Annotated in this window: 19 protein-coding genes and 2 pseudogenes; 10 read left to right on the forward strand and 11 right to left on the reverse strand. The window is 66.0% G+C overall.

The window, feature by feature from the left end:
- Nucleotides 1-84: 84 nt before the first annotated feature.
- Nucleotides 85-792 carry a TetR/AcrR family transcriptional regulator gene (locus ACGF7Y_RS30405; RefSeq protein WP_393239822.1) on the reverse strand — a complete coding sequence of 236 codons (708 nt, stop codon included), beginning with the start codon at nt 790-792 and terminating at the stop codon, nt 85-87.
- Here ACGF7Y_RS30405 and ACGF7Y_RS30410 point away from each other — a divergent pair.
- The gene (locus ACGF7Y_RS30410) at nt 732-1136 is read left to right on the forward strand and encodes an FAD-dependent monooxygenase (RefSeq protein ID WP_393239825.1); all 405 of its coding nucleotides are present in this window, start codon (nt 732-734) and stop codon (nt 1134-1136) included. The genes ACGF7Y_RS30405 and ACGF7Y_RS30410 overlap by 61 nt on opposite strands.
- 403 nt (nt 1137-1539) lie before the next feature.
- The gene (locus tag ACGF7Y_RS30415; RefSeq protein WP_393239828.1) at nt 1540-3333 is read left to right on the forward strand and encodes a serine/threonine-protein kinase PknD; all 1794 of its coding nucleotides are present in this window, start codon (nt 1540-1542) and stop codon (nt 3331-3333) included.
- A 175-nt stretch (nt 3334-3508) separates the two neighbouring features.
- Here ACGF7Y_RS30415 and ACGF7Y_RS30420 read toward each other — a convergent pair whose 3' ends face one another.
- Together ACGF7Y_RS30420 and ACGF7Y_RS30425 are read right to left on the reverse strand one after the other, a co-directional pair.
- Nucleotides 3509-4294 (reverse strand): MerR family transcriptional regulator, encoded by a 786-nt coding sequence (locus tag ACGF7Y_RS30420; protein WP_393239831.1) that lies wholly within the window; start codon nt 4292-4294, stop codon nt 3509-3511.
- Between the two features lie 28 nt (nt 4295-4322).
- Nucleotides 4323-5144 (reverse strand): alpha/beta fold hydrolase, encoded by an 822-nt coding sequence (locus ACGF7Y_RS30425; RefSeq protein ID WP_393239834.1) that lies wholly within the window; start codon nt 5142-5144, stop codon nt 4323-4325.
- A gap of 10 nt (nt 5145-5154) precedes the next feature.
- Between ACGF7Y_RS30425 and ACGF7Y_RS30430 the strand changes: the two genes are divergently transcribed.
- Nucleotides 5155-5661: a site-specific integrase gene (locus ACGF7Y_RS30430; protein WP_393240033.1), complete on the forward strand. Its 507-nt coding sequence runs from the start codon at nt 5155-5157 to the stop codon at nt 5659-5661.
- A gap of 40 nt (nt 5662-5701) precedes the next feature.
- Here ACGF7Y_RS30430 and ACGF7Y_RS30435 read toward each other — a convergent pair.
- The 4 genes and pseudogenes from ACGF7Y_RS30435 to ACGF7Y_RS30450 all read right to left on the reverse strand — a co-directional run bounded on the left by ACGF7Y_RS30435 (nt 5702) and on the right by ACGF7Y_RS30450 (nt 6940).
- Nucleotides 5702-5903 (reverse strand): annotated as a pseudogene (locus ACGF7Y_RS30435) (hypothetical protein).
- Nucleotides 5904-5944: 41 nt separating this feature from the next.
- Nucleotides 5945-6100 carry a DUF6131 family protein gene (locus tag ACGF7Y_RS30440; protein ID WP_195154064.1) on the reverse strand — a complete coding sequence of 52 codons (156 nt, stop codon included), beginning with the start codon at nt 6098-6100 and terminating at the stop codon, nt 5945-5947.
- Between the two features lie 78 nt (nt 6101-6178).
- The gene (locus ACGF7Y_RS30445) at nt 6179-6352 is read right to left on the reverse strand and encodes a CsbD family protein (protein WP_195154065.1); all 174 of its coding nucleotides are present in this window, start codon (nt 6350-6352) and stop codon (nt 6179-6181) included.
- A 63-nt stretch (nt 6353-6415) separates the two neighbouring features.
- Nucleotides 6416-6940, reverse strand: a complete 525-nt coding sequence (locus tag ACGF7Y_RS30450; protein ID WP_393239837.1) for a hypothetical protein — start codon at nt 6938-6940, stop codon at nt 6416-6418.
- Between the two features lie 411 nt (nt 6941-7351).
- Here ACGF7Y_RS30450 and ACGF7Y_RS30455 point away from each other — a divergent pair, with 411 nt between their 5' ends.
- A complete protein-coding gene (locus ACGF7Y_RS30455) occupies nt 7352-8215 on the forward strand; it encodes a DUF1206 domain-containing protein (protein ID WP_393239840.1) in 864 nt (287 codons plus the stop codon).
- A gap of 628 nt (nt 8216-8843) precedes the next feature.
- Here the strand turns inward: ACGF7Y_RS30455 and ACGF7Y_RS30460 are convergent.
- Nucleotides 8844-9098: a hypothetical protein gene (locus ACGF7Y_RS30460; protein WP_393240036.1), complete on the reverse strand. Its 255-nt coding sequence runs from the start codon at nt 9096-9098 to the stop codon at nt 8844-8846.
- 61 nt (nt 9099-9159) lie between these two features.
- Nucleotides 9160-10053, reverse strand: a pseudogene (locus tag ACGF7Y_RS30465) (IS256 family transposase); the annotation flags it as partial.
- 259 nt (nt 10054-10312) lie between these two features.
- Between ACGF7Y_RS30465 and ACGF7Y_RS30470 the strand changes: the two are divergent.
- The 4 genes from ACGF7Y_RS30470 (at nt 10313) to ACGF7Y_RS30485 (ending at nt 13583) form a co-directional block, all read left to right on the forward strand.
- Nucleotides 10313-10657 (forward strand): hypothetical protein, encoded by a 345-nt coding sequence (locus ACGF7Y_RS30470; RefSeq protein WP_393239843.1) that lies wholly within the window; start codon nt 10313-10315, stop codon nt 10655-10657.
- 336 nt (nt 10658-10993) lie between these two features.
- On the forward strand, nt 10994-11404 hold the full coding sequence (locus tag ACGF7Y_RS30475; protein WP_393239846.1) for a DUF3592 domain-containing protein: 411 nt from the start codon (nt 10994-10996) through the stop codon (nt 11402-11404).
- Between the two features lie 285 nt (nt 11405-11689).
- Nucleotides 11690-11863 carry a hypothetical protein gene (locus ACGF7Y_RS30480; RefSeq protein WP_393239849.1) on the forward strand — a complete coding sequence of 58 codons (174 nt, stop codon included), beginning with the start codon at nt 11690-11692 and terminating at the stop codon, nt 11861-11863.
- A 157-nt stretch (nt 11864-12020) separates the two neighbouring features.
- Complete coding sequence (locus ACGF7Y_RS30485; protein WP_393239852.1) at nt 12021-13583, forward strand: FAD-dependent monooxygenase; 1563 nt, start codon at nt 12021-12023, stop codon at nt 13581-13583.
- 401 nt (nt 13584-13984) lie between these two features.
- On the opposite strand, the gene ACGF7Y_RS30490 is transcribed toward ACGF7Y_RS30485, so the two are convergent.
- The gene (locus ACGF7Y_RS30490) at nt 13985-14581 is read right to left on the reverse strand and encodes an ABATE domain-containing protein (protein WP_393239855.1); all 597 of its coding nucleotides are present in this window, start codon (nt 14579-14581) and stop codon (nt 13985-13987) included.
- 89 nt (nt 14582-14670) lie between these two features.
- Here ACGF7Y_RS30490 and ACGF7Y_RS30495 point away from each other — a divergent pair, with 89 nt between their 5' ends.
- The gene (locus tag ACGF7Y_RS30495) at nt 14671-15462 is read left to right on the forward strand and encodes an MBL fold metallo-hydrolase (RefSeq protein ID WP_393239858.1); all 792 of its coding nucleotides are present in this window, start codon (nt 14671-14673) and stop codon (nt 15460-15462) included.
- A gap of 7 nt (nt 15463-15469) precedes the next feature.
- Nucleotides 15470-16738 carry an MFS transporter gene (locus ACGF7Y_RS30500; RefSeq protein ID WP_393239861.1) on the forward strand — a complete coding sequence of 423 codons (1269 nt, stop codon included), beginning with the start codon at nt 15470-15472 and terminating at the stop codon, nt 16736-16738.
- 673 nt (nt 16739-17411) lie between these two features.
- On the opposite strand, the gene ACGF7Y_RS30505 is transcribed toward ACGF7Y_RS30500, so the two are convergent.
- Nucleotides 17412-18239, reverse strand: coding sequence for an SDR family NAD(P)-dependent oxidoreductase (locus tag ACGF7Y_RS30505; protein WP_393239864.1), 828 nt, complete (start codon nt 18237-18239; stop codon nt 17412-17414).
- Nucleotides 18240-18273: the final 34 nt, after the last annotated feature.

An 18273-nucleotide genomic window follows, 5' to 3' on the forward strand; every position in this document is an offset into this window, starting at 1 on the left:
GTATCGGACGAACACAAGACGCCGGCGACCCGAGCGCCATAACAAGGGCGGGCATGTGTCGTGCATCACCGGTGGTGGAACGAATCAGGCGGAGCCTGCCGCGCCGGCCACGGCGTCATGCAGCGGCACGAGGCCCGCGACGAGCAGTTGCAGGCCGAAGCGGAATTCGCTTTCCAGAGTTTGCCTCGGCAGGCAATCGGAGACGGCGATCGTGGCGGGGAATCGCACCGGATCGAGCTGACGATAAAGCGTGGTGATTGTCGCGGGGTTTATGTTGGCTTCGGTGTCGTGGCCTTGGAGCTGCGCGGCGAAGCCGACGACATAGCGGGCAAGGGTGGCGTAGACGAGTGCCGCGGACTCCGGGGGAAACCCGTTGGCGAGCAGTGTAGTCAGGACTCGCTCGCGCAAGACCAGCGAATTGGGTCCGATCGGCACCTGCTCGATGAGCAGGGGCGCGATCCCGCGATGACGGTGCAGGACCGCGAAGATGGCCTCCGCGGCGGTGACGCATGCGCGCTGCCAGTCGCCGGCGGGTGTGTCGTCGATTTCGATCTCGCCGAGGACCGAGTCGACCACGTGGGCGATGAGTTCGGCACGATTGGCGACCGCTCGGTAGAGCACGGCGGTGCCGGTTTCGAGACGTTGCGCGAGCGTTCGCATCGACAGCGCGTCGGCGCCTTCCTCGTCGATGATGCGCAGTGCGGTCGTCACGATCCGCTCGAAGGGGACCCGTGGACGGCCGGGGGAGCGGCGAGCCGGGGTCTCGACGGCGTCTGAGTCGGCAGTGGTCACACTCGCATTGTTGCGCATCGCCAAGTTGGACACATGACCAGAACGCGCGCATCCGCAAGCACACCGGCGACAAGCGCGTCCGGCTGTCGCACATCGGCCGGACAACGGTATTTCGCCCCGACATTCGCCTGGCGGACCGGTACCGGACGGGACGGGTATTCATTGCCGGTGCCGCCGCTCATGTCCATCTCCCCGCGGGCGCACCGGACAGTCTGCTCGATACCTACGAGGCCGAGCGGCAGCCGATCACGGCCGGAGTCTTGGGCTTGTCGACCAAGAAGTACGAGGGCCTGGCCGAACTCGACCCGTCTTCGATCAAACGCGGCGACGACGACCCGGGCTAGGCCTTGCCAATTTCTGTTTTCGCCGCCGAACGAGCAGGATCCCGCGCCCATATCTGAAACGCCGGACGGTCCGGTCCGGGGTGCCGCGACGAAGTAGCCCGTCGTCGTGGAGTGCTCCGAGTGGGCTCGACGCCATTCACGAAGCTGGTCATATGGGTCGGGGGTACACTGAATTCGCGACAGGTTGTCGGCGGATTTCTGAAACGATCCGCGCTCGCACCGGTGGCGGGCATTGTCCGGCCGCGTTCTTGCCGACTGGAACTTGACCGGGATATTCGCCCGCCGACGATAGCGCCGACTCTCGACTGTTGGCCTGGCTGAATAAACCGGTGTGGGGCCACCCGCTCGGGCGGGGTCGGAATGTAATCACCGTTTGCCAGTCGGGTGGTCATGGGACGGCGCAATGGATGACACATTGATGGGTGGCGGGGATGCCACGAGGGATTCAGCCGAGGCGTTCGGACGCTATCGGCTTCTGTCGCTGCTGGGGCAGGGTGGCATGGGCCAGGTGTGGCGGGCGCACGATTCGCTGACCAACCGGGTGGTGGCGCTCAAGGTGCTGCCCGAGCGCTTCGCCGATGACGAGCAGCTGCGCGAGCGGTTCCGTCGGGAGTGCCGGGCGGTGGCACAGTTGAACGAGCCGCACGTGATCCCCATCCACGACTTCGGCGATATCGACGGTCGGCTCTATTTGAATATGCGCTTGATCGAGGGCACCGACCTACGCACGGTGATCACCCGGGAAGGGGCCCTGTCGCCGCGGCGGGCAGCGGCAATCACTGCACAGGTGGCCGGCGCGCTACAGGCGGCCCACGACGCCGGGCTTGTCCACCGCGATGTCAAACCCTCCAACATCCTGCTGAGCGACGACGAGTTCGCCTCCCTGATCGACTTCGGAATCGCCCACGCCGCCGACGACCGTACGCTGACCACTCTCGGCGAGACCATCGGAACCGTCGCCTACATGGCGCCGGAGGAGATCAGCACCGAGCTCAAGGCCGATGGCCGAGTGGACGTATACGCGTTGACGTGCGTGCTGTATGAGTGCCTGACCGGCCGCCCGCCGTTTGTGAGCGCATCGGGACCGCAGGGTGTGATCGCCCATCACCTGCACAGCCCGCCGCCACGTCCCAGCGCCAGTACTCCCGATGTACCGACCGCGTTCGATGCGGTCATCGCCAAAGGAATGGCCAAAAACCCGGACGATCGTTACCAGACCGTGCGCGAGCTGGCCACGGCGGCCTGCGCCGCGGTGGACGGTGTCGTGGCCGGCGACACCGGGGGCGCGGCTGCGCGCCGTCGGCGGCGAATCGGATTGTCGCCCAAGACCGCTAAGCTGGTCGCCGCCATGGTCGCGGTGACGGTGGTGGCCGTCGCGGCTGTCGTCGCCGGTGTCCAACTGGGCTCGGGCGGCGGTGGCAACTCGCCCACATCCGACGGCTCGGCTCAGACTCCGCTGCCGTTCGCCGACGTCGGCCTGCCCACCGATGTGGCGGTCGACGCGGCCGGCAACCTATATGTCACCGACATGGGCAACGATCGGGTGTTGAGGTTGGCGGCGGGCGCGTCGACGTCGACGCCGCTGCCGTTCACCGGCCTGAATAATCCCCAGGGTGTGGCAGTCGACACGGCGGGCAACATCTACGTGACCGACACGAGTAACGATCGGGTGTTGAGGTTGGCGGCGGGCGCGTCGACGCCGGCCCCGCTGCCGTTCACCGGCCTGAAGAATCCTCAGGGTGTGGCAGTCGACACGGCGGGACACGTATACGTCGCCGACTGGGGTAATGATCGGGTGTTGAGGTTGGAGGCGGGCGCGTCGGCACCGACGACGCTACCGTTCACGGGGCTGCGAGATCCCCAGGGTGTGGCGGTAGACGCTGCGGGCAACGTATATGTCACCGAATTGGGCACTGAGCGGGTGTTGACGTTGGCGCCGGGCGCGCCTGCGCCGACCACGTTGCCCTTCATCGGGCTCAAAGATCCCCAGGGTGTGGCCGTCGACGGGGCGGGAGACCTGTACGTCGTCGACTGGGGTAACAAATGGGTGGTGAGGTTGGCGGCGGGCGCGTCGACGCCGACGCCGCTGCCGTTCACGGGCCTGAAGAATCCCCAGGGGGTGGCGGTCGACACCGCGGGCAACGTATACGTCACCGACCTGGGCCCCGATGCGGTGGTGAAACTCCCGGTCGGCTGAACGCCCGTTCCGCTCGATTCGGGGGATCCGGACATCTGCCCCAGCACAATTCGAGAACCCGCCGACCGACCGGTGAGCGCGCTGACTCGGCCTGCGGTGCACCGATCTTGCGTTTCGGCCGAGGCTGCTACTTCGACAGCATCAACCGATGCCACCGCGAGGTGGTTGTCGAGCGTCATAGAGGACTCGAGGGGCTCTGAATTCGTTGCAGCTTGGTCCAGCCGGCCCAGCCTCGCTTCGTCAGCAGTTCGATGAGTCGGCGGGCCGGCGGTGCGTTGTCGAACGCCCGCGTGTCCAGCAGCTCGACCAGCGATGGCTCGAGTTCGATGTCGTCGACATACCATTCGCCCCGCTCGTCTGCCATCTGCGTGATGTATGCGGCGATCTGGTCGGCCAGCACGACCAGCTTCGGGTCGTCGTCGGTCCGGTCGAGTGCCTGGCTCAGGGTGAGATAGAACTCGACTAGTTGTCGATCGCCGATCTGCTCTCGCTTACGCGTCATCCACTCGGGGACTCGTTCGGGTGAGTGCGCGGCCAGTACGATCCAGCCGTCGCGTTCGACCTGGACAATCCGCTCGTCGACCCCCAGCGCTCGCAGTCGGTCCAGAAACTCGACGACTTCTGATGGCAGTGCCAGGTTGTCTCCAGCGGCGAGGTGGGCGATCCGCTCACGGTGCCGCTGTCGCTCACGGATCTCCGCCCGCAGCCGCTCGTCGATATCCGCGACCGCCGCGGCGAGCTCCTGTTCGTTGGCCCGGAGTAGTTCTTGCACGCGTGCCAGTGGAACCCCGGCCTCGGCGAGGGTCCGGATCTTGATCAGTTCGACCACGGCTCCAGCGTCGTATCTCCGATAACCGGAGTGGTCGCGCTCTGGCTCCGGCAGCAGCCCCTTGGCGTGATAGTGCCGTACTGCGCGCACTGTCACGCCGGCATGAGAGGCTAGCTCGCCGATGGTCAGCATCAGACCAGTGTGCCTGGACCCGGGGTGGTTACGAAGTGGTCTGGCTCGCTGGAGCTTGTGTGCTCCGGATGATCTGGGCGATGTCCAGGGCATGGGTGATGACCAGGCGGTGATCGGCGTCGAGCCAGGACGTGGAGATGTCCGGCCGCTCGTGGACGAGCCGTTCGATGCCGGCGCGCCAGTTCCCGTTGCGCCATGTTGCGTGCGCTTCGCCGCTGTCGCCTGCCATCGAGGCCGACATGATCATGCTGATCGGACGATTGATCTTCCGGTAACTGTCGAGGATCGCGGAGCGCATCGCATCCACCTCTACATTCAGGTCGAGGATTTCTTGTGCGGTGAGCAATATCTGACGTGCGGTGCCGTTGGCGCGCTGGACCTCTTGCCGCAGATTTTCCGCCATTGCCGCGAATTCCGGCAGGTCTGCCTCGGTGATGAATGGTTCGGGCACCGGGTTCGCCCCGTCGATGAGGACGAGTTCGGCGACGGTGTCGCCATGCTCGGCGGCGTAGTGCACGATCAGGTCCGCGCCCAGCGAGTGGCCCACGAGCACGGGCGCCGAAGGCAGGCCGAGACGCCCGAGCTCCGCCATCACGGTGATGAAGTCGCCGAGGAATGCTTCGAAGGTGTACCGGTCGGCGGCCGATGCGAGGCCGTGGCCCCGGAGGTCGAAGGTCACTACGTCGTGGTCGCACCGCAGCAGTGTGGTCAGCTCGTGCAGATCGTCCTGGGTCGACAGCAGTCCGGGACACAGGACCAGCGGTCGTCCCCGGCCTCCGCGAGATACCGGGATCGTGACACCGTCGTGGTAAACGGTGAAGTGCTGCATTACATCGGATTCCGCTGGCATGCCGATCATGATGCGGGGTTGCCCCTGCGTCAAAGTCAACCTCGGGCCGACACATTCTCCTCACCCGGCAACCAACCACCAGCCCGTGAACAACCGACACGATGATCAAACCTGCGCCGGGTCGGTAGCAGAACGCCGGACCTTCGCTCGGGACAGTGGCATTGCGGCAGAGGGCAGATGTCTCCGGACTATTCGGCGGCTGAGGCACACCGGCCTGACGTGGTCCGCCGACGCGGGGGTGCCGTTGCATCGGCTCCAGAAGATCGCCGGGCACCGGGATCCTCGGATCACCGAGCGCTACTTACATCCGGACATCAAGTCCTCGCAGGATTACGGCAGACTGCTCTCCCAGCATCTACGGTCCCACGGAGTCCCCAACTCCGCGTGGTCGGCCAATGAAGAAAGCCCCTCCGACGCTGGTCAGAGGGGCTTTCTCGTCTGTCGGGGGTGGTGGTCATGTCGGTCTCCTCAAAGATTGAGCGTGGTCCCATGTGGTTGGCACCGGTGCCGGGAATGAGGTCGGTCGATCGCGACCGCGTGCCCGGGCACCGATGTTGTCAGCGGCTGGGTTGGGACACATGGCAGTTGGTCACCTTGGGATCGACCCCGGCATAGTTCAGTGGCCCCGCCAACACGGTCACCACGATGGTCCCGACCCCCGCGCAGTTCTGTTCGGCGTGGGAGATGTATCCGCGTTGCCGCGGCGGCGATCGCGCCGATGATCAGCCATACCAGCACCAGCGGTGTCAGCCACCGCATCACTCGCCTCCTGGAGTCGGCGGATGAACCGAGACCGGGCGTCAGAAGTAGTGGCGTCGCCCGCCGACGGCGCGGCCCATCGACCCCAAGGCCAGGAGCACCAGACCGATGATGAGGACCACGATCCCGATGACCCAGAGGATCTGGATTTTCAGCAGGAAACCGACGACGAGAAGAATGATTCCGAGAATGATCATGGTCGATACCTGGTTTCGGTGGGAGAGTGACGGGGCGCGGGGCTGTGCGGTGAGCCACCCCGTTGGTCGCGTGGGGAATCAGTGTTTGAAGGCGTCCTTCATCTTTGCTCCGGCCTGCTTGGTATCGCCCTTGGCCTGACCGATGCGACCCTCGGTCCGCAGGCGAGTGTTGCCGGTGCCCCGGCCGACCAGTTTCTTGGCGACGCCCTTGGCGGCTTCGGCCTTGTGCGCGATCTTCTTACTTATGCTCATGATGGTGGTCCCTTTCGCGTGTGCTGTTGTCGCGGATGCGGCGAACATCTATTGCGGGTGGCGTCAGCCGCGCCCCGAGTGCGGGTTGCCGGCGGCGTGGCGGTCCCTGGATCGGTTGCCTAATCCGGAAAGGTGGAATCGGTCGCGACGCGCAGCACCGTCGGCTCCGGTATCTCGAGTGTCGTCGGGGCGGGGGATGCAGTGGCGCGCCGCCGTTGCTCGTCTAGGTGGCGCTGCCGGTCCGCGAGGTCGGCGGTCCCGGCTCACCGCGGTGGTCTCGCGGCGCGATACCTCGAGTTCACCGCGCGCGGTGCGGTCGCGGCGAGCGGTGCGCCGAGCACCGGCCAACAGCAGACTCGGCCCGACCAGTCCGACCGCGATGCCGTAGAGAAACAACAGGTCGGTCGAGCCGGTCACGTGGTGGCCGAACACGGCGAAATTGTCGGTCATTGCGTAGTTGACACTCCCGTTGGCCAACACCCCCGCGAACCCGACCATGACGGCCGCGACCAGAACGACCAATCCGATGATGACGATCATTGCGCTACCCACCAGATCCACGCTGTAGTACTCACTCAACCACCGCACACCCACTGAGTCAACAACGTAGAGCTACACTTCATGGTCGCCCGATTTGCACCGACGTGAGCGCCAACTCCGCACCGAAGCAGGGATGCACTGGACACGACTTCGAGGAATCACCGAAGGCGGCTTCGAAAGCTGGCACATCCCCGAACTGGGAAAATGAGCGATCAGACACCCGAGCCGACCCGGCCCCGTATCTACCGCCTCCAGGGAAGGCGGGGCTAGGATGACTGCACGGCACAGCCGCGCAACGGACACCTTTCGGACCCTTAGACAACCCCGCCATCGGGTGGGTTCTCGGGACAACGGCCCCGGCCCGACAGTAGCCGGCCTCGGGACCGTGCTGCGCACCCCGCAGACCGGCCCTCGCACCCCGGCGGAGCTTTTCACCACCACGGATACGGGGCGAGCACCATGCCTGACAACAATCCGTCCTCAACGTCGGCCGGCGCATCGCCGTCGGCATCGTCTGGCAACTCGTCCTCGATAGCGGGCCGGGTGGCCCAGAACAGCATCTTCGAACGCTTCGCCCGCGCCGGCTTCGTTGTCAGTGGCATCGTGCACCTGATCATCGGCTACATCGCCATCCGGATCGCCCTCGGCGGCGCAACCGGCACCGCCGACCAATCCGGAGCCATGACCGAACTCGCCTCCAAGCCCGGCGGCGTCCTCGCCCTGTGGGTGGGCGTCGTCACGTTCGTACTGATGGCGCTGTGGCGGCTCGCCGAAGCCGCACTCGGCAGCGCGTCCAAACCCCAAGCCGACAACAAGAAATCCGAAACGATCGATCGCGTCAAGGCGTTCTCACTGGCGGTGGTCTACTTCGCATTCGCATTCTCCGCGTTCGGATTTGCCCGCGGCAGCGGCAAGTCCAGCAGCGGCCAGAGCGCAGGAATCACCGCCCGCATGATGCAAACCACCGCCGGCACGATCGCCCTCATCGCAGGCGCGCTGGTCATCATCGCGATCGGCGGCTACCACATCTACAAAGGAGCCAGCCAGAACTTCCTCCAAGACCTCGAGGGCACCACCAGTGACCTGGTACGACGGCTGGGCACGGTCGGATACATCGCGAAGGGGCTGGCCATCGCCGCCATCGGATTGCTGGTAATACTCGCCGTCAACCAATCCGAGCCCGACAAAGCCGCAGGCCTCGACGGTGCCTTCAAGACTCTCGGGGCCCAACCCTACGGAGCAGCGCTCCTCATCGCGGCCGGCCTGGGCATCATCACCTATGGCCTCTACAGCTTCGCCATGGCCCGATACACCAAGATGTAGTCCCGGAGCAATCTTGCGAAAAACAACGACAATGGCTTGACCAGTGGTGACTCCCGCCGGGTTTGGTGCTCACCTTCTTCGTTGGGAAGGCTGGGCAGACGATGTCATCGAAGTACGACGAAGCGGCCGAGGCAGATCGGGGAAGCGCAGCCGTCGTCGACGAGGCGCAGCGATTCTGCAACGGCCTCCGAAACCCCATAATGGCGCAAACCCGCGCAAATCCCGGCCGCCTGCCCATGGCTTTGCCCAGACTGGGAATGTTGGGTCTGGCGGGCGGCTGCAGGTGCCAGCTACTGCCAGGCCCAACGCCACGACAACTCTCGCGACACGCGTGAACCCCAGCTTCCAGGCACACCGGATGCGCGAGATCTAACATGCCTGCTGTCACAAGCACTTCCGTGATTCGTGACAGCGCAGAGGACAGATGTCGCGCCCGGCTGATTTCGGCTGGCGTTGACAACAGCTACGCACCGTAAGGCCTCGCTCGGCACTTCCCTCGCCGAGCAAAGTCTGCGGGTGTCCGCCGATGCGAACCCCCGTGATCCACACATTCACACGGTGATGGCCAGGCCCGCCCAACCTCGCGACTCTCCTAGGGCGGGCCTTCACCGTGCTCCGTGTGGGAGTGTCAAAACTCTTGTGGGTGAAGGCGATTGGTTCCACTTTCGGGGTGGTCGGTGTGGTCGGTGATGCGGTCGCCGTAGTTCAGGGCGAACTGCTGTAGGGCTCGTTTCCAGCCGGGGGTGTGGCCGCCGACGTTGGGCCGGTTCTTGCGGCGGTCGCGGATGACCAGGTAGAGCACCTTCAACGCGGACTGGTCGGTCGGGAAGTGCCCGCGGCGGCGCACCGCTTGCCGGAACCGGGCGCCCCGCGATTCGATCATGTTTGGTCGTGTAGACGACCCGCCGGATCTCCGACGGGAACTGCAGAAACGTGGTGAAGTGCTCCCAGGAACCGCGCCAGGTCTTGACGATCATCGGGTAGCGATCGTCCCATTCGGCGGCGAACTCGGCGAACCGCTGTTCGGCCGCCTGCGCCGTCGGGGCGGTATAGACCTGGCGCAACTGCTTGCTGATCGTCCCCCAGTGCTGTTTACCAGCGTATTTGATCTAGCCGGTGGACTCCGGTAGTCCCTTCAATCCGTCGCAACAGACGATGCGCACATCTTCGACGCCTCGGTTACGCAACTCGGCGAGCACCGCCATCCAATGCTTGGCGCCTTCACCACCGTGGTCGACCCAGAGCCCGAGCACGTCACGGGCACCGTCGATGCCGATGCCGATGCCGATGCCGACGGCGACGTAGACCGGGCGCGAGGCGACCTGACCATCGCGGATCTTGACCCAGATACAGTCGATCATCACCACCGCGTACCCGCGATCGAGCGGACGAGACTGCCATTCGGTCAGCTCGTCGGCCACGGCGTCGGTGATCTTCGGGATCGTCTCCCGTGAGATATCGGCGCCATATATCTCGCCCAGATGCGCACGAATCTCACGGGTCGTCAGTCCCTTGGCACACAGGCTGACCACCGCCTCGTCGAACCCGGCCACGCGGCCGGCATACTTGGGCACGATCCGCGGCTCGAACCCTCCGGTGCGGTCCCGGGGCACACCCACGGTGACCTGCCCGATGTCGGTATGCACCCTCTTGCGGCTGGTGTCGTTGCGATAATTGCCGCCCTCGGTTTCGGCTGCCGCCGCACGATCGCCTCTGGCGTATCCGAGGTGCTCGGTCATCTCCGCTTCCAAAGCGGCCTCGATGACCCGGCGGGTCACCGCCGTCAGCAGACCATCGGCGCCGGTCAGCGACAGCCCCTCGCTGCGGGCCTGCTCCACCAGCTCGTGCGCGATCCGGACACCCAGCCCACCCCCAACAGCGCGAGTTGTGTTGTCGTTCAGAGTGATCCTTCCTCGCCGAAGCGGCAGCAGGCTACTTCAGCACCCGTTCGGATTCACCTCCACCCCCAAAGTTCCTGACGGTCCCCCTTTCGTGACCACACCCCATAGGTCTTGGGGCTTTCGGGCCACGGAGAGGTGCTCGTAGCGTTCCCGGTATTCGATGTGGTCGGGGAGTAGCCACTCAAGGGAGGATTTCTTGAAACGCTGTTTCGTCTCGGCAGTGGTGCTGGTCTCGCTCGCCATGCCGACCTATCTCGCCCCCGCGGCGTCCGCTTCGACGTACGCTTCAACCGAGTTCGTGGCGCTTGGTTCAGCCGCGGTCGGTCGCGCCGAAATGAGTTGCAGCTCAAAGACTGTAATGTCGCCGGCCGCCGACGCGCTAGCCGCCGCCTCGGCAAATCCGAAAGCCGTTTCGGATGAAGCGCAGGAATGGGATGGTGACCATACTGCGATCGATGTCCAACTCTGTCTGGACACCGGGGGCTCCCTGGACGGATCGATCTGTGTCGGGGGCCCCTACAGCGGATACATCACGCAGTAGCGTGTCCGCTCACGTCGCTCGAATTCCTGTAATCGGAGGGCCGGGCCGTTGGTCGACTAGTGAAAGCGTGACCGGTTTGCGTTGCGCGGCAGCACATCGTATGAGGATCATGATGACTGACCGCGGTTTTGAGTCGTCCACCCACCGAGCGGTGGTAGGTGCCGGGTTGTTGTGCCTGCTGCTGTTGGCCGGCTGCCGAACGGAGAAGGACCACATACCGGATCTTCCCCACCGGATGGTCTCATCGACCGGGCAGGCCTCACCATCGGCGGGGGCATCCGGTGACTTTCAACAGCTTCCTGATACACCAGCGCCCACGGAGGGAAGCGGCAAGCGGTGAACAAGGAATGGTTCTTTGCCTTGATTCCTTTCGGGCTCGGGATGGTGTTTTTTACGGTCGGCTTGATCTTTGTACGCCGCACTCGTGCGCTGCGGCGTTCCGGTGCCAAGGCGTATGGGCATGTGGTCCGCTTGTCGACCAGTGCTGGCGGACACGGCACGCTATACCATCCTGTCGTCCGGTGGATCACCTCCGACGGGCATACCGTCGAGCAGACAGCCGCGGTGGGTAAGTCGTGGATCGTCCACTTTCGCCCGGGCACACGAGTCCTCATTCATTATGATCCGCGCGACCCGGGCCGCATGATCATCGAGGGCTACAGCGGCGGCTCCGAGTGGCTGTTCTGTCTGCTCGGGGGGTCGGTCATGGTCGTGACAATCACGGTGTGCGTGGTGGCGGCCTTCTGACTGTGCGCGCTCGAGGCCTTTCGGGGTCGTCGATCCTCGCGGCATAGTCAGCTGTTGGTGGCGTGCAACTCGGCGCGCAGACCGTGCTGCATCTTTGCTACGGAGATTACCGGCACAAAGAGCTTCTCGCCCCGCGTAGTCTCGCGCTGGCGGTGACTTTGTAGAAACGCCGTCGCACGAGAAGTTGCGTGCTCGTGCGGTGCCGCTGCCACCCGCGCACATCCCTTGTGCCTACGGCGCTCACCCGGTTCCCGGTGGATCCGGCGTTCTACCGGCCGCTGCGCCGTGGACCCGGACTGGCGCGTCATCGCCGGGGTCGTGTCGCCGGAGGGCGACGTCATCGACCGGGGGTGGGGGTGCGTTCATCGGCGCAAGGTGCCGGTGGTGATGAGTGCGTTCAGCGGGTTGGTCGCCGCGGTGATGGTGGCGCTGTGGGTGCTGCTGGCGAGAATGCCGTGACGGGCGCGGTCGGGGAGGGTGCTTAACACCTCTCGCGTGTTTCGCGGGGAATCGAGCACCAGGGCGCCGGTCGCGCGGTGGGGCTTGCGGCAAGATCCGGTTCATGCCGCAGAATTGCCCGGCTACGCCAGAATCTGTGGAAAGAGGGAATGTCCGAATGTCGGATTTCGACGTGATCATTGTGGGTGCCGGTCCGGCCGGTCTGACCCTGGCTACTGAACTGAGCCTGGCCGGTGTGCGGCCCGTGGTGCTGGAGAAGCACCTGGTGCCCCGGGAAACCCAGAAGGCCAGCGGAATCGGCGGGCGGATCCTGGACGTGCTGCGCTACCGCGGGCTGCTGGAGCGCTTCGAAGCGGCCAGCAGCGACCCGAATATCGCGCCCCGGTTCCCGTTCGGCACGCTGCAGCTGGACTTCACGCAACTCGCCGATCCGCCGATGCGCGCGATGCCGATCCCGCAGCACGTCATCGAGCGATTGCTCGACGAACGCGCTCGCGAACTCGGCACCGAGATCCGCCGTGGACACGAGGTGCTCGGCGTTACCCAGGACGCGGCCGAGGTCACCGCGGAGGTCCGTGGTCCGGAGGGGACGTACCAGGTGCGCGCCAGCTACCTGGTCGGTTGCGACGGCGGCCGCAGCCGGATCCGCGACCTGGCCGGAATTCCGTTCCCCGGCACCACCTATCCGGAGGTCAACCGGCTGGGCCAGGTCCGGTTGGGCGCCGCGGTCACCGTGCTCGACAACGGCGATATCGACGTGCCCGGGCTGGGCCGGGTCGCCGCGGGCTTCACCCGCAACGACCGGGGGGTGTTCGCGTTCGCGATCGACCCCGAATCCGGGACGACGAGCCTGATGGCCACCGAGAACGAGACCACCGAATACGACGACGAGGAGCCGCTGACCCTGGCCGAGCTGAGCGCCAGCGTGCGCCGGGTGCTCGGCGTCGACCTCCCGATGACGGACCCGAAGCGGCTCTCGCGCTTCACCTTCAAGGATCGGCAGGCCGAGCGGTATCGCGACGGCCGGATCCTGCTGGCCGGCGATGCGGCACACCTGCTGCCCGCCACCGGCACGGCGCTCAATGTCGGCATGCTCGATTCGGTGAACCTGGGCTGGAAGCTGGCGGCGGCCGTGCGGGGCCGGGCGCCGGAAGGCCTGGTGGACAGCTATCACGACGAGCGGCACATGGCCGGTGGCCGGGCCCGGCTGCAGACCCGGGCGCAGGTGGCGCTGCGGCGCGGCCGCGACGACGCCGACGAAGCGCTGCGGCAGGTCGTGCAGGAGTTGCTGCTCGACGAGCCGGCGCTGCGCCGGATGGGTGGACTCATCGGCCACAGCGACATTCGCTATCCGATGCCGGGCGTCGAACACCCGTTGGCCGGGACCTTCGCGCCCGATCTCGCCCTGCACACCGAAGCGGGCGCCACCAGTGTCGCGGAACTCATGCACAACGCGCGGCCGGTGTTTCTCGATCTCGCCGACCGGCCGGAGTTGCGCGCGATCGCCCAGGAGTGGAGTGATGTCGTCGAGATCCACAGCGGGAAAGCCGAAGACCAGCCCGCCGACGCCCTGCTGATCCGTCCGGACGGTCACCTGGCCTGGGCGGCGGCGATCGGCGAACCAGCCGCCACCGCCGCGGACACGCTGCGCGCGGCGCTCACGCACTGGTTCGGTTCACCGGCCGGTGCGACGTTGGGCGCTGCAAGCGAAACATGTTGATGTCAGCGGTATCTGGCATATTCGATATATGACGACGGGGGCACAGGATCGGCGCGGCAGTTTGTGAACCGGGGACGACTACCAGGCTCTGTTCGCCGCGTTGGCGACTTCAATCCCCGATCGCGAGATCGCGGCGCAACTGGCCGGTCACTCGACGGGTTGCGCGGGCGGGCGAAGTTTCTGCTGTTGGACAGCTATTCGTCTGCGGTGGCCATTGCGCAAGCTGCGCAGATGGCTTCGGAGCCGGGTTTCGGCTGGGAGACCCTCGCCCGCGGCGCGCACGCCTTCGCGAACAAGCCCTACAGGTCGGATTCGAAACGTCACTGGCGATCTGAAGCTGTTGGTACAGCAGGCTGTTGGCGGTTACGTGGCGCCGAATGTTGGTGAGACCGGCGGCACGCTCAGTTGGCCTTGGCGCGGGCGTAGGCGCGGGCGGCGCGAGCGCGGTCGCCGCAGCGCGTCGAGCACCACTGACGGCGGCCGTGGCGGATCAGATAGCGGTTGCACGGGGCGGAGTCGCAAGTGGTCAGGAAATCGGCGTCGGAACTGGTGAGCAGGTCGGCGGTGTCTGCGGCGAGCGTTGCGAGTGCGCGGTCGAGGATCTCGTTGGGTGGACAGACCGCAGCGCGATAGGGCCCGTTCGTCTCATCCCATTTCAGCAGCGGGGCTGTCGGGGTTCTGCTCATCGCGTCGTTGACGGCGGCCAGTGCTGCCGGGAGTGCAGGCTGGCGCCCGACGCGGGCAGCGAACAATGCCCTGATGTGTTCGCGTAGTGCGCGCAGCTGCGTCGCGCACATCTCCTGCACTCCCGCATCGGAGGGGGCGAGGCCACGTTCGGCGAGCCACCGATTCGTCGAGGTGGGAGTGCCGAGCAGGTCGATGAAGTGCCCACCGGGGAGCGCATAGGCACTGTCGGCGAAATCGAGGGCGAGGTACTGCCCGGCCCCAGGTGCGGGCGGCAAGGCGGCCTCGTTGGTCGTCTCTCGCGCTACTCTCACAACTCTCATGTTACGGCTTGCTTTTATCCGTGAGAACCACCTATCTTCTTCTCACGTATAAGTGGTGTTTTATCCGTGAGGAGTTCGTTGTGGCATCCCCCGCAGGCGTAACCGACCAGCATGTCCGCGTCCGCATCTTCGGCGGCCCGACCGCCCTGTTCGAATACGGCGGACTGAAATTCCTCACCGACCCGACCTTCGACGCGCCCCGCAGCTACCAGCAGCCCGGCGGCCTGCTGACCAAGACCGCGCCGGCCGCAGCCACCCCGGCCGACCTCGGCCACGTCGACGTGGTTCTGCTCTCACACGACGAGCACCCCGACAACCTCGACGACTCCGGCCGCGCCCTGCTCGCCGACGTGCCGCTCACCCTCACTACGCCGGGTGGCGAGCAACGCCTCGGGAATGGGGCCAAAGGCTTGGCGGACTGGGAGTCGATCGAGCTGGCTCGCCCGGGCGGCGGCAGAATCGCCGTGACCGGCGTGCCTGCGATCCACGGGCCGGGCACACGCGAGGAGGTCGAACGCGTCACCGGCCAGGTCGTCGGATTCGTACTGACCGGGGAAGGCCTGCCTACCGTCTATGTCAGCGGCGACAACGCCTCACTCGCTGCGGTCGAGCAGATCGCCGAGCGTTTCGCGCCGGTCGACACCGCCATCCTCTTCGCCGGAGCGCCCCGCTTCTCCGTTCTCTTCGACGGCCTGCCGATCGTCCTCGACAGTGCCCAGGCCGCCGCGGCCGCCGAGATCCTCAGTGCGCGTCAGGTTGTTCCCGTTCACTACGACGGTTGGGCCCACTTCACCGAAGGCCAGGCCGAATTGGTCGCGGCTTTCACCGCCGCCGGACTCCGCGACCTCCTCGACCTCGGCGAGAGGGGCTGAGTCCGTCGTGACGACTTCGGTACCTGCCCACCTCGGTGACGTCCCCGGCTCTCAGGCCCAGCGTCGCACCCTGTTCGTCCTTGTCGCCGCGCAGGCGCTGAGTGGTGCGGGGCTGGCGGCGGGCCTAACTGTGGGTGCACTGCTGGCGCAGGACATGCTCGGCTCGACCAGCCTGGCCGGTCTGCCCAGTGCGCTCGGCACCGCGGGCTCCGCACTGGCGGCCGTGACCGTCGGACGAATCTCACAAGCCCGCGGCCGCCGCCCCGGCCTGGTCGCCGGCTACCTGGCCGGCGCCGTCGGCAGCGTCGGAATCATCGCGGCCGCTGTCGCGGACAATCCGATCCTGCTGTTCGTCGCGCTGTTCGTCTACGGCGCCGGCACCTCGACCAATCTGCAAGCCCGGTATGCCGGAGCAGATCTGGCCGACCCCGCGCATCGCGCCAGTGCCGTATCCACCGTGCTGGTCGCCACCACACTCGGCGGCGTGGCCGGCCCCAACCTCACCGCGCCGACCAGCGATCTGGCACACGAACTCGGCATTCCGCAACTGGCCGGGCCGTTTCTGCTCGCCAGCGCCGCATACACGTTGGCAGCAGTGGTACTGGCCATCTGGCTGCGCCCCGACCCGCTGCTACTCGCCCGCACTCTCGAGGCCCAACGCGTCGCCGCGCAGCCTGATAATGCCGGCGTTCTGCCGCGTCCAGCGGTCGAAAAGCGCGGCTGCGGCGTGTGGGTGGGTGTGATTGTCATGGTGCTCACCCAGTTCGTGATGGTCGCGGTCATGACAATGACACCCGTTCACATGCGCGACCACGGCCACAGCGCCACCGCCACCGGTCTCGTCATCTCCATCCATATCGGCGCGATGTACTTGCCATCGCCGCTGACGGGCCGGCTCGTAGATCGCTACGGCCGCTCGACCATCGCAGCGGCCTCAGGGTTGACCCTGTTCGGCGCCGGAACAGTCGCCGCCGGTGCCCCCCACGACTCCGTCACCCTGTTGACGGCCGCACTCACCCTGCTCGGGCTCGGCTGGAATCTCGGCCTCGTCGCAGGCACCGCGATCATCACCGACGCCGCGCCGCTGGCGACCCGCGCCAGCACCCAAGGCATTGCCGACGTCACCATCGCAATCGCCGGCGCCACCGGCGGCATGACATCAGGACTGGTCGTCGCCGCTGCGGACTACCCCACGCTGGCCATCATCGGCGGCATTCTGGGACTGGCCATCGTGCCCATGATCGTCGCCACAGCACGCAAATCCCTACCCGACTAGCACGACCGTTGAAGTTCACTACCTGTGGTTGTTGGTGTACTCAACCGGACTTGGGCGTGACCTGACCCCGTTGGAGGCCGCGGCAAGGACCGCAGTCCGATGACGGTGTGGTGGCTCGACCATGGCCACGAGGATTTGTTCAGCTTTCTCGCCGAACATGAGCTGCTGGCCGATGAGCCGGATCTGTTGGAGGCGGCCCTCGACCTCGACATCCTCGTCCCAGGTGCTGATCGCCGACCACCCTGGATGGCCGGCTTCGTCTGGTCGTCGTCGTTGCCGTCGGTCCGCATGCGTGGATGCAGGTGTACACGCCGGTTGATGAGGTGGCGTGGGGAAAGTTGCGGGAGTTGTCGGCGATGAGTCCGCAGGAGCGGCGGCGTCCGTGGGCGGAGCATCGGGAGATGTATCACACGCTGAGGTTCGTGGTTCCTGCGGTGCCGTGGGCTGTCCAGATCCGGATGCGAGGAACCGCCGGCTGTGCTTACTCCGACAAGAAGATCGCCGAAGGCAAGGCCCGGAGGAAACGAAGCGCTTTCTCAAATGCCGCTTGGCCGATCTGTGCTGGCGGACGATGGCTCGGGACGAACGACGCACCGGACCAACCGAATCCAGCCATCACGCCGACGCGGCTTGACAGATACAGAGGTATCGCGAGTTGATGGCGCTCACCCGTTCAGGCCCCGGCGACCGGTTCGGGTAGCGCGGCAAGCTGGGTGGTCAGCTTTGCGCGGATCGCGGTGATAGCGTCGAGACCCAGCGGCAGTCGCAACGGCGGCGCGGAGGATCCGACGGCGGCGATGATCTGCTGTGCCGCATGGGAGGGGTCGCCGTGCGCGCTCGGGTCCAGATCGCTCAGGCGCTCGAGCGCCGCCTCGACGCTGTCGGCGTAGTCGGGTTGCTGCACGGGTGTCATGTCCAGCGCGGCAACGAAATTCGTGCCGAACATACCGGGCTCGACGATCGTGACCGAGATGCCGAGGTGTGCGACTTCCTTCGCCAGGCCCTCGTTCATGCCCTCGACGGTGAACTTGGTGGCCGCGTATAGACCCAAACCCGGCGAGGGAGCGGCGACACCGGCCACCGACGAAATCTGCACGATATGGCCACGTTTCTGCGCACGCAAGACCGGCAAGCAGGCACGGATCACGTTCAGTGATCCGAACACATTCGTCTCGAAGGCCGCTCGTACCGCACTGTCGGGGATCTCCTCCAGCGCCCCGAAAACCCCGTAGCCCGCATTGTTCACCACGACATCCAGACCGCCGAAATTCTCTACCGCCTGCGCCACCGCCTGCCGGGCCTGCTCGGCGTCGGTGACATCCAGCGGTACGACCAGAACGTGACCGGGATGGGCCGCCGCCAGCTCCTGCAACGACTGCGATCGCTCGGGAGTGCGCGCGGTCGCGACCACCCGGCCACCGCCGGCTGCCACTGCCCGGCTGATCTCGTAGCCGAATCCAGACGACGCACCGGTCACCAGCCACACCCGATCAGCATTCACGATGAACCTCCTTACCAGCCATTATTTACGATAC

It is taken from the genome of Nocardia sp. NPDC047654 (assembly GCF_043205035.1).
Lineage (GTDB): Bacteria > Actinomycetota > Actinomycetes > Mycobacteriales > Mycobacteriaceae > Nocardia.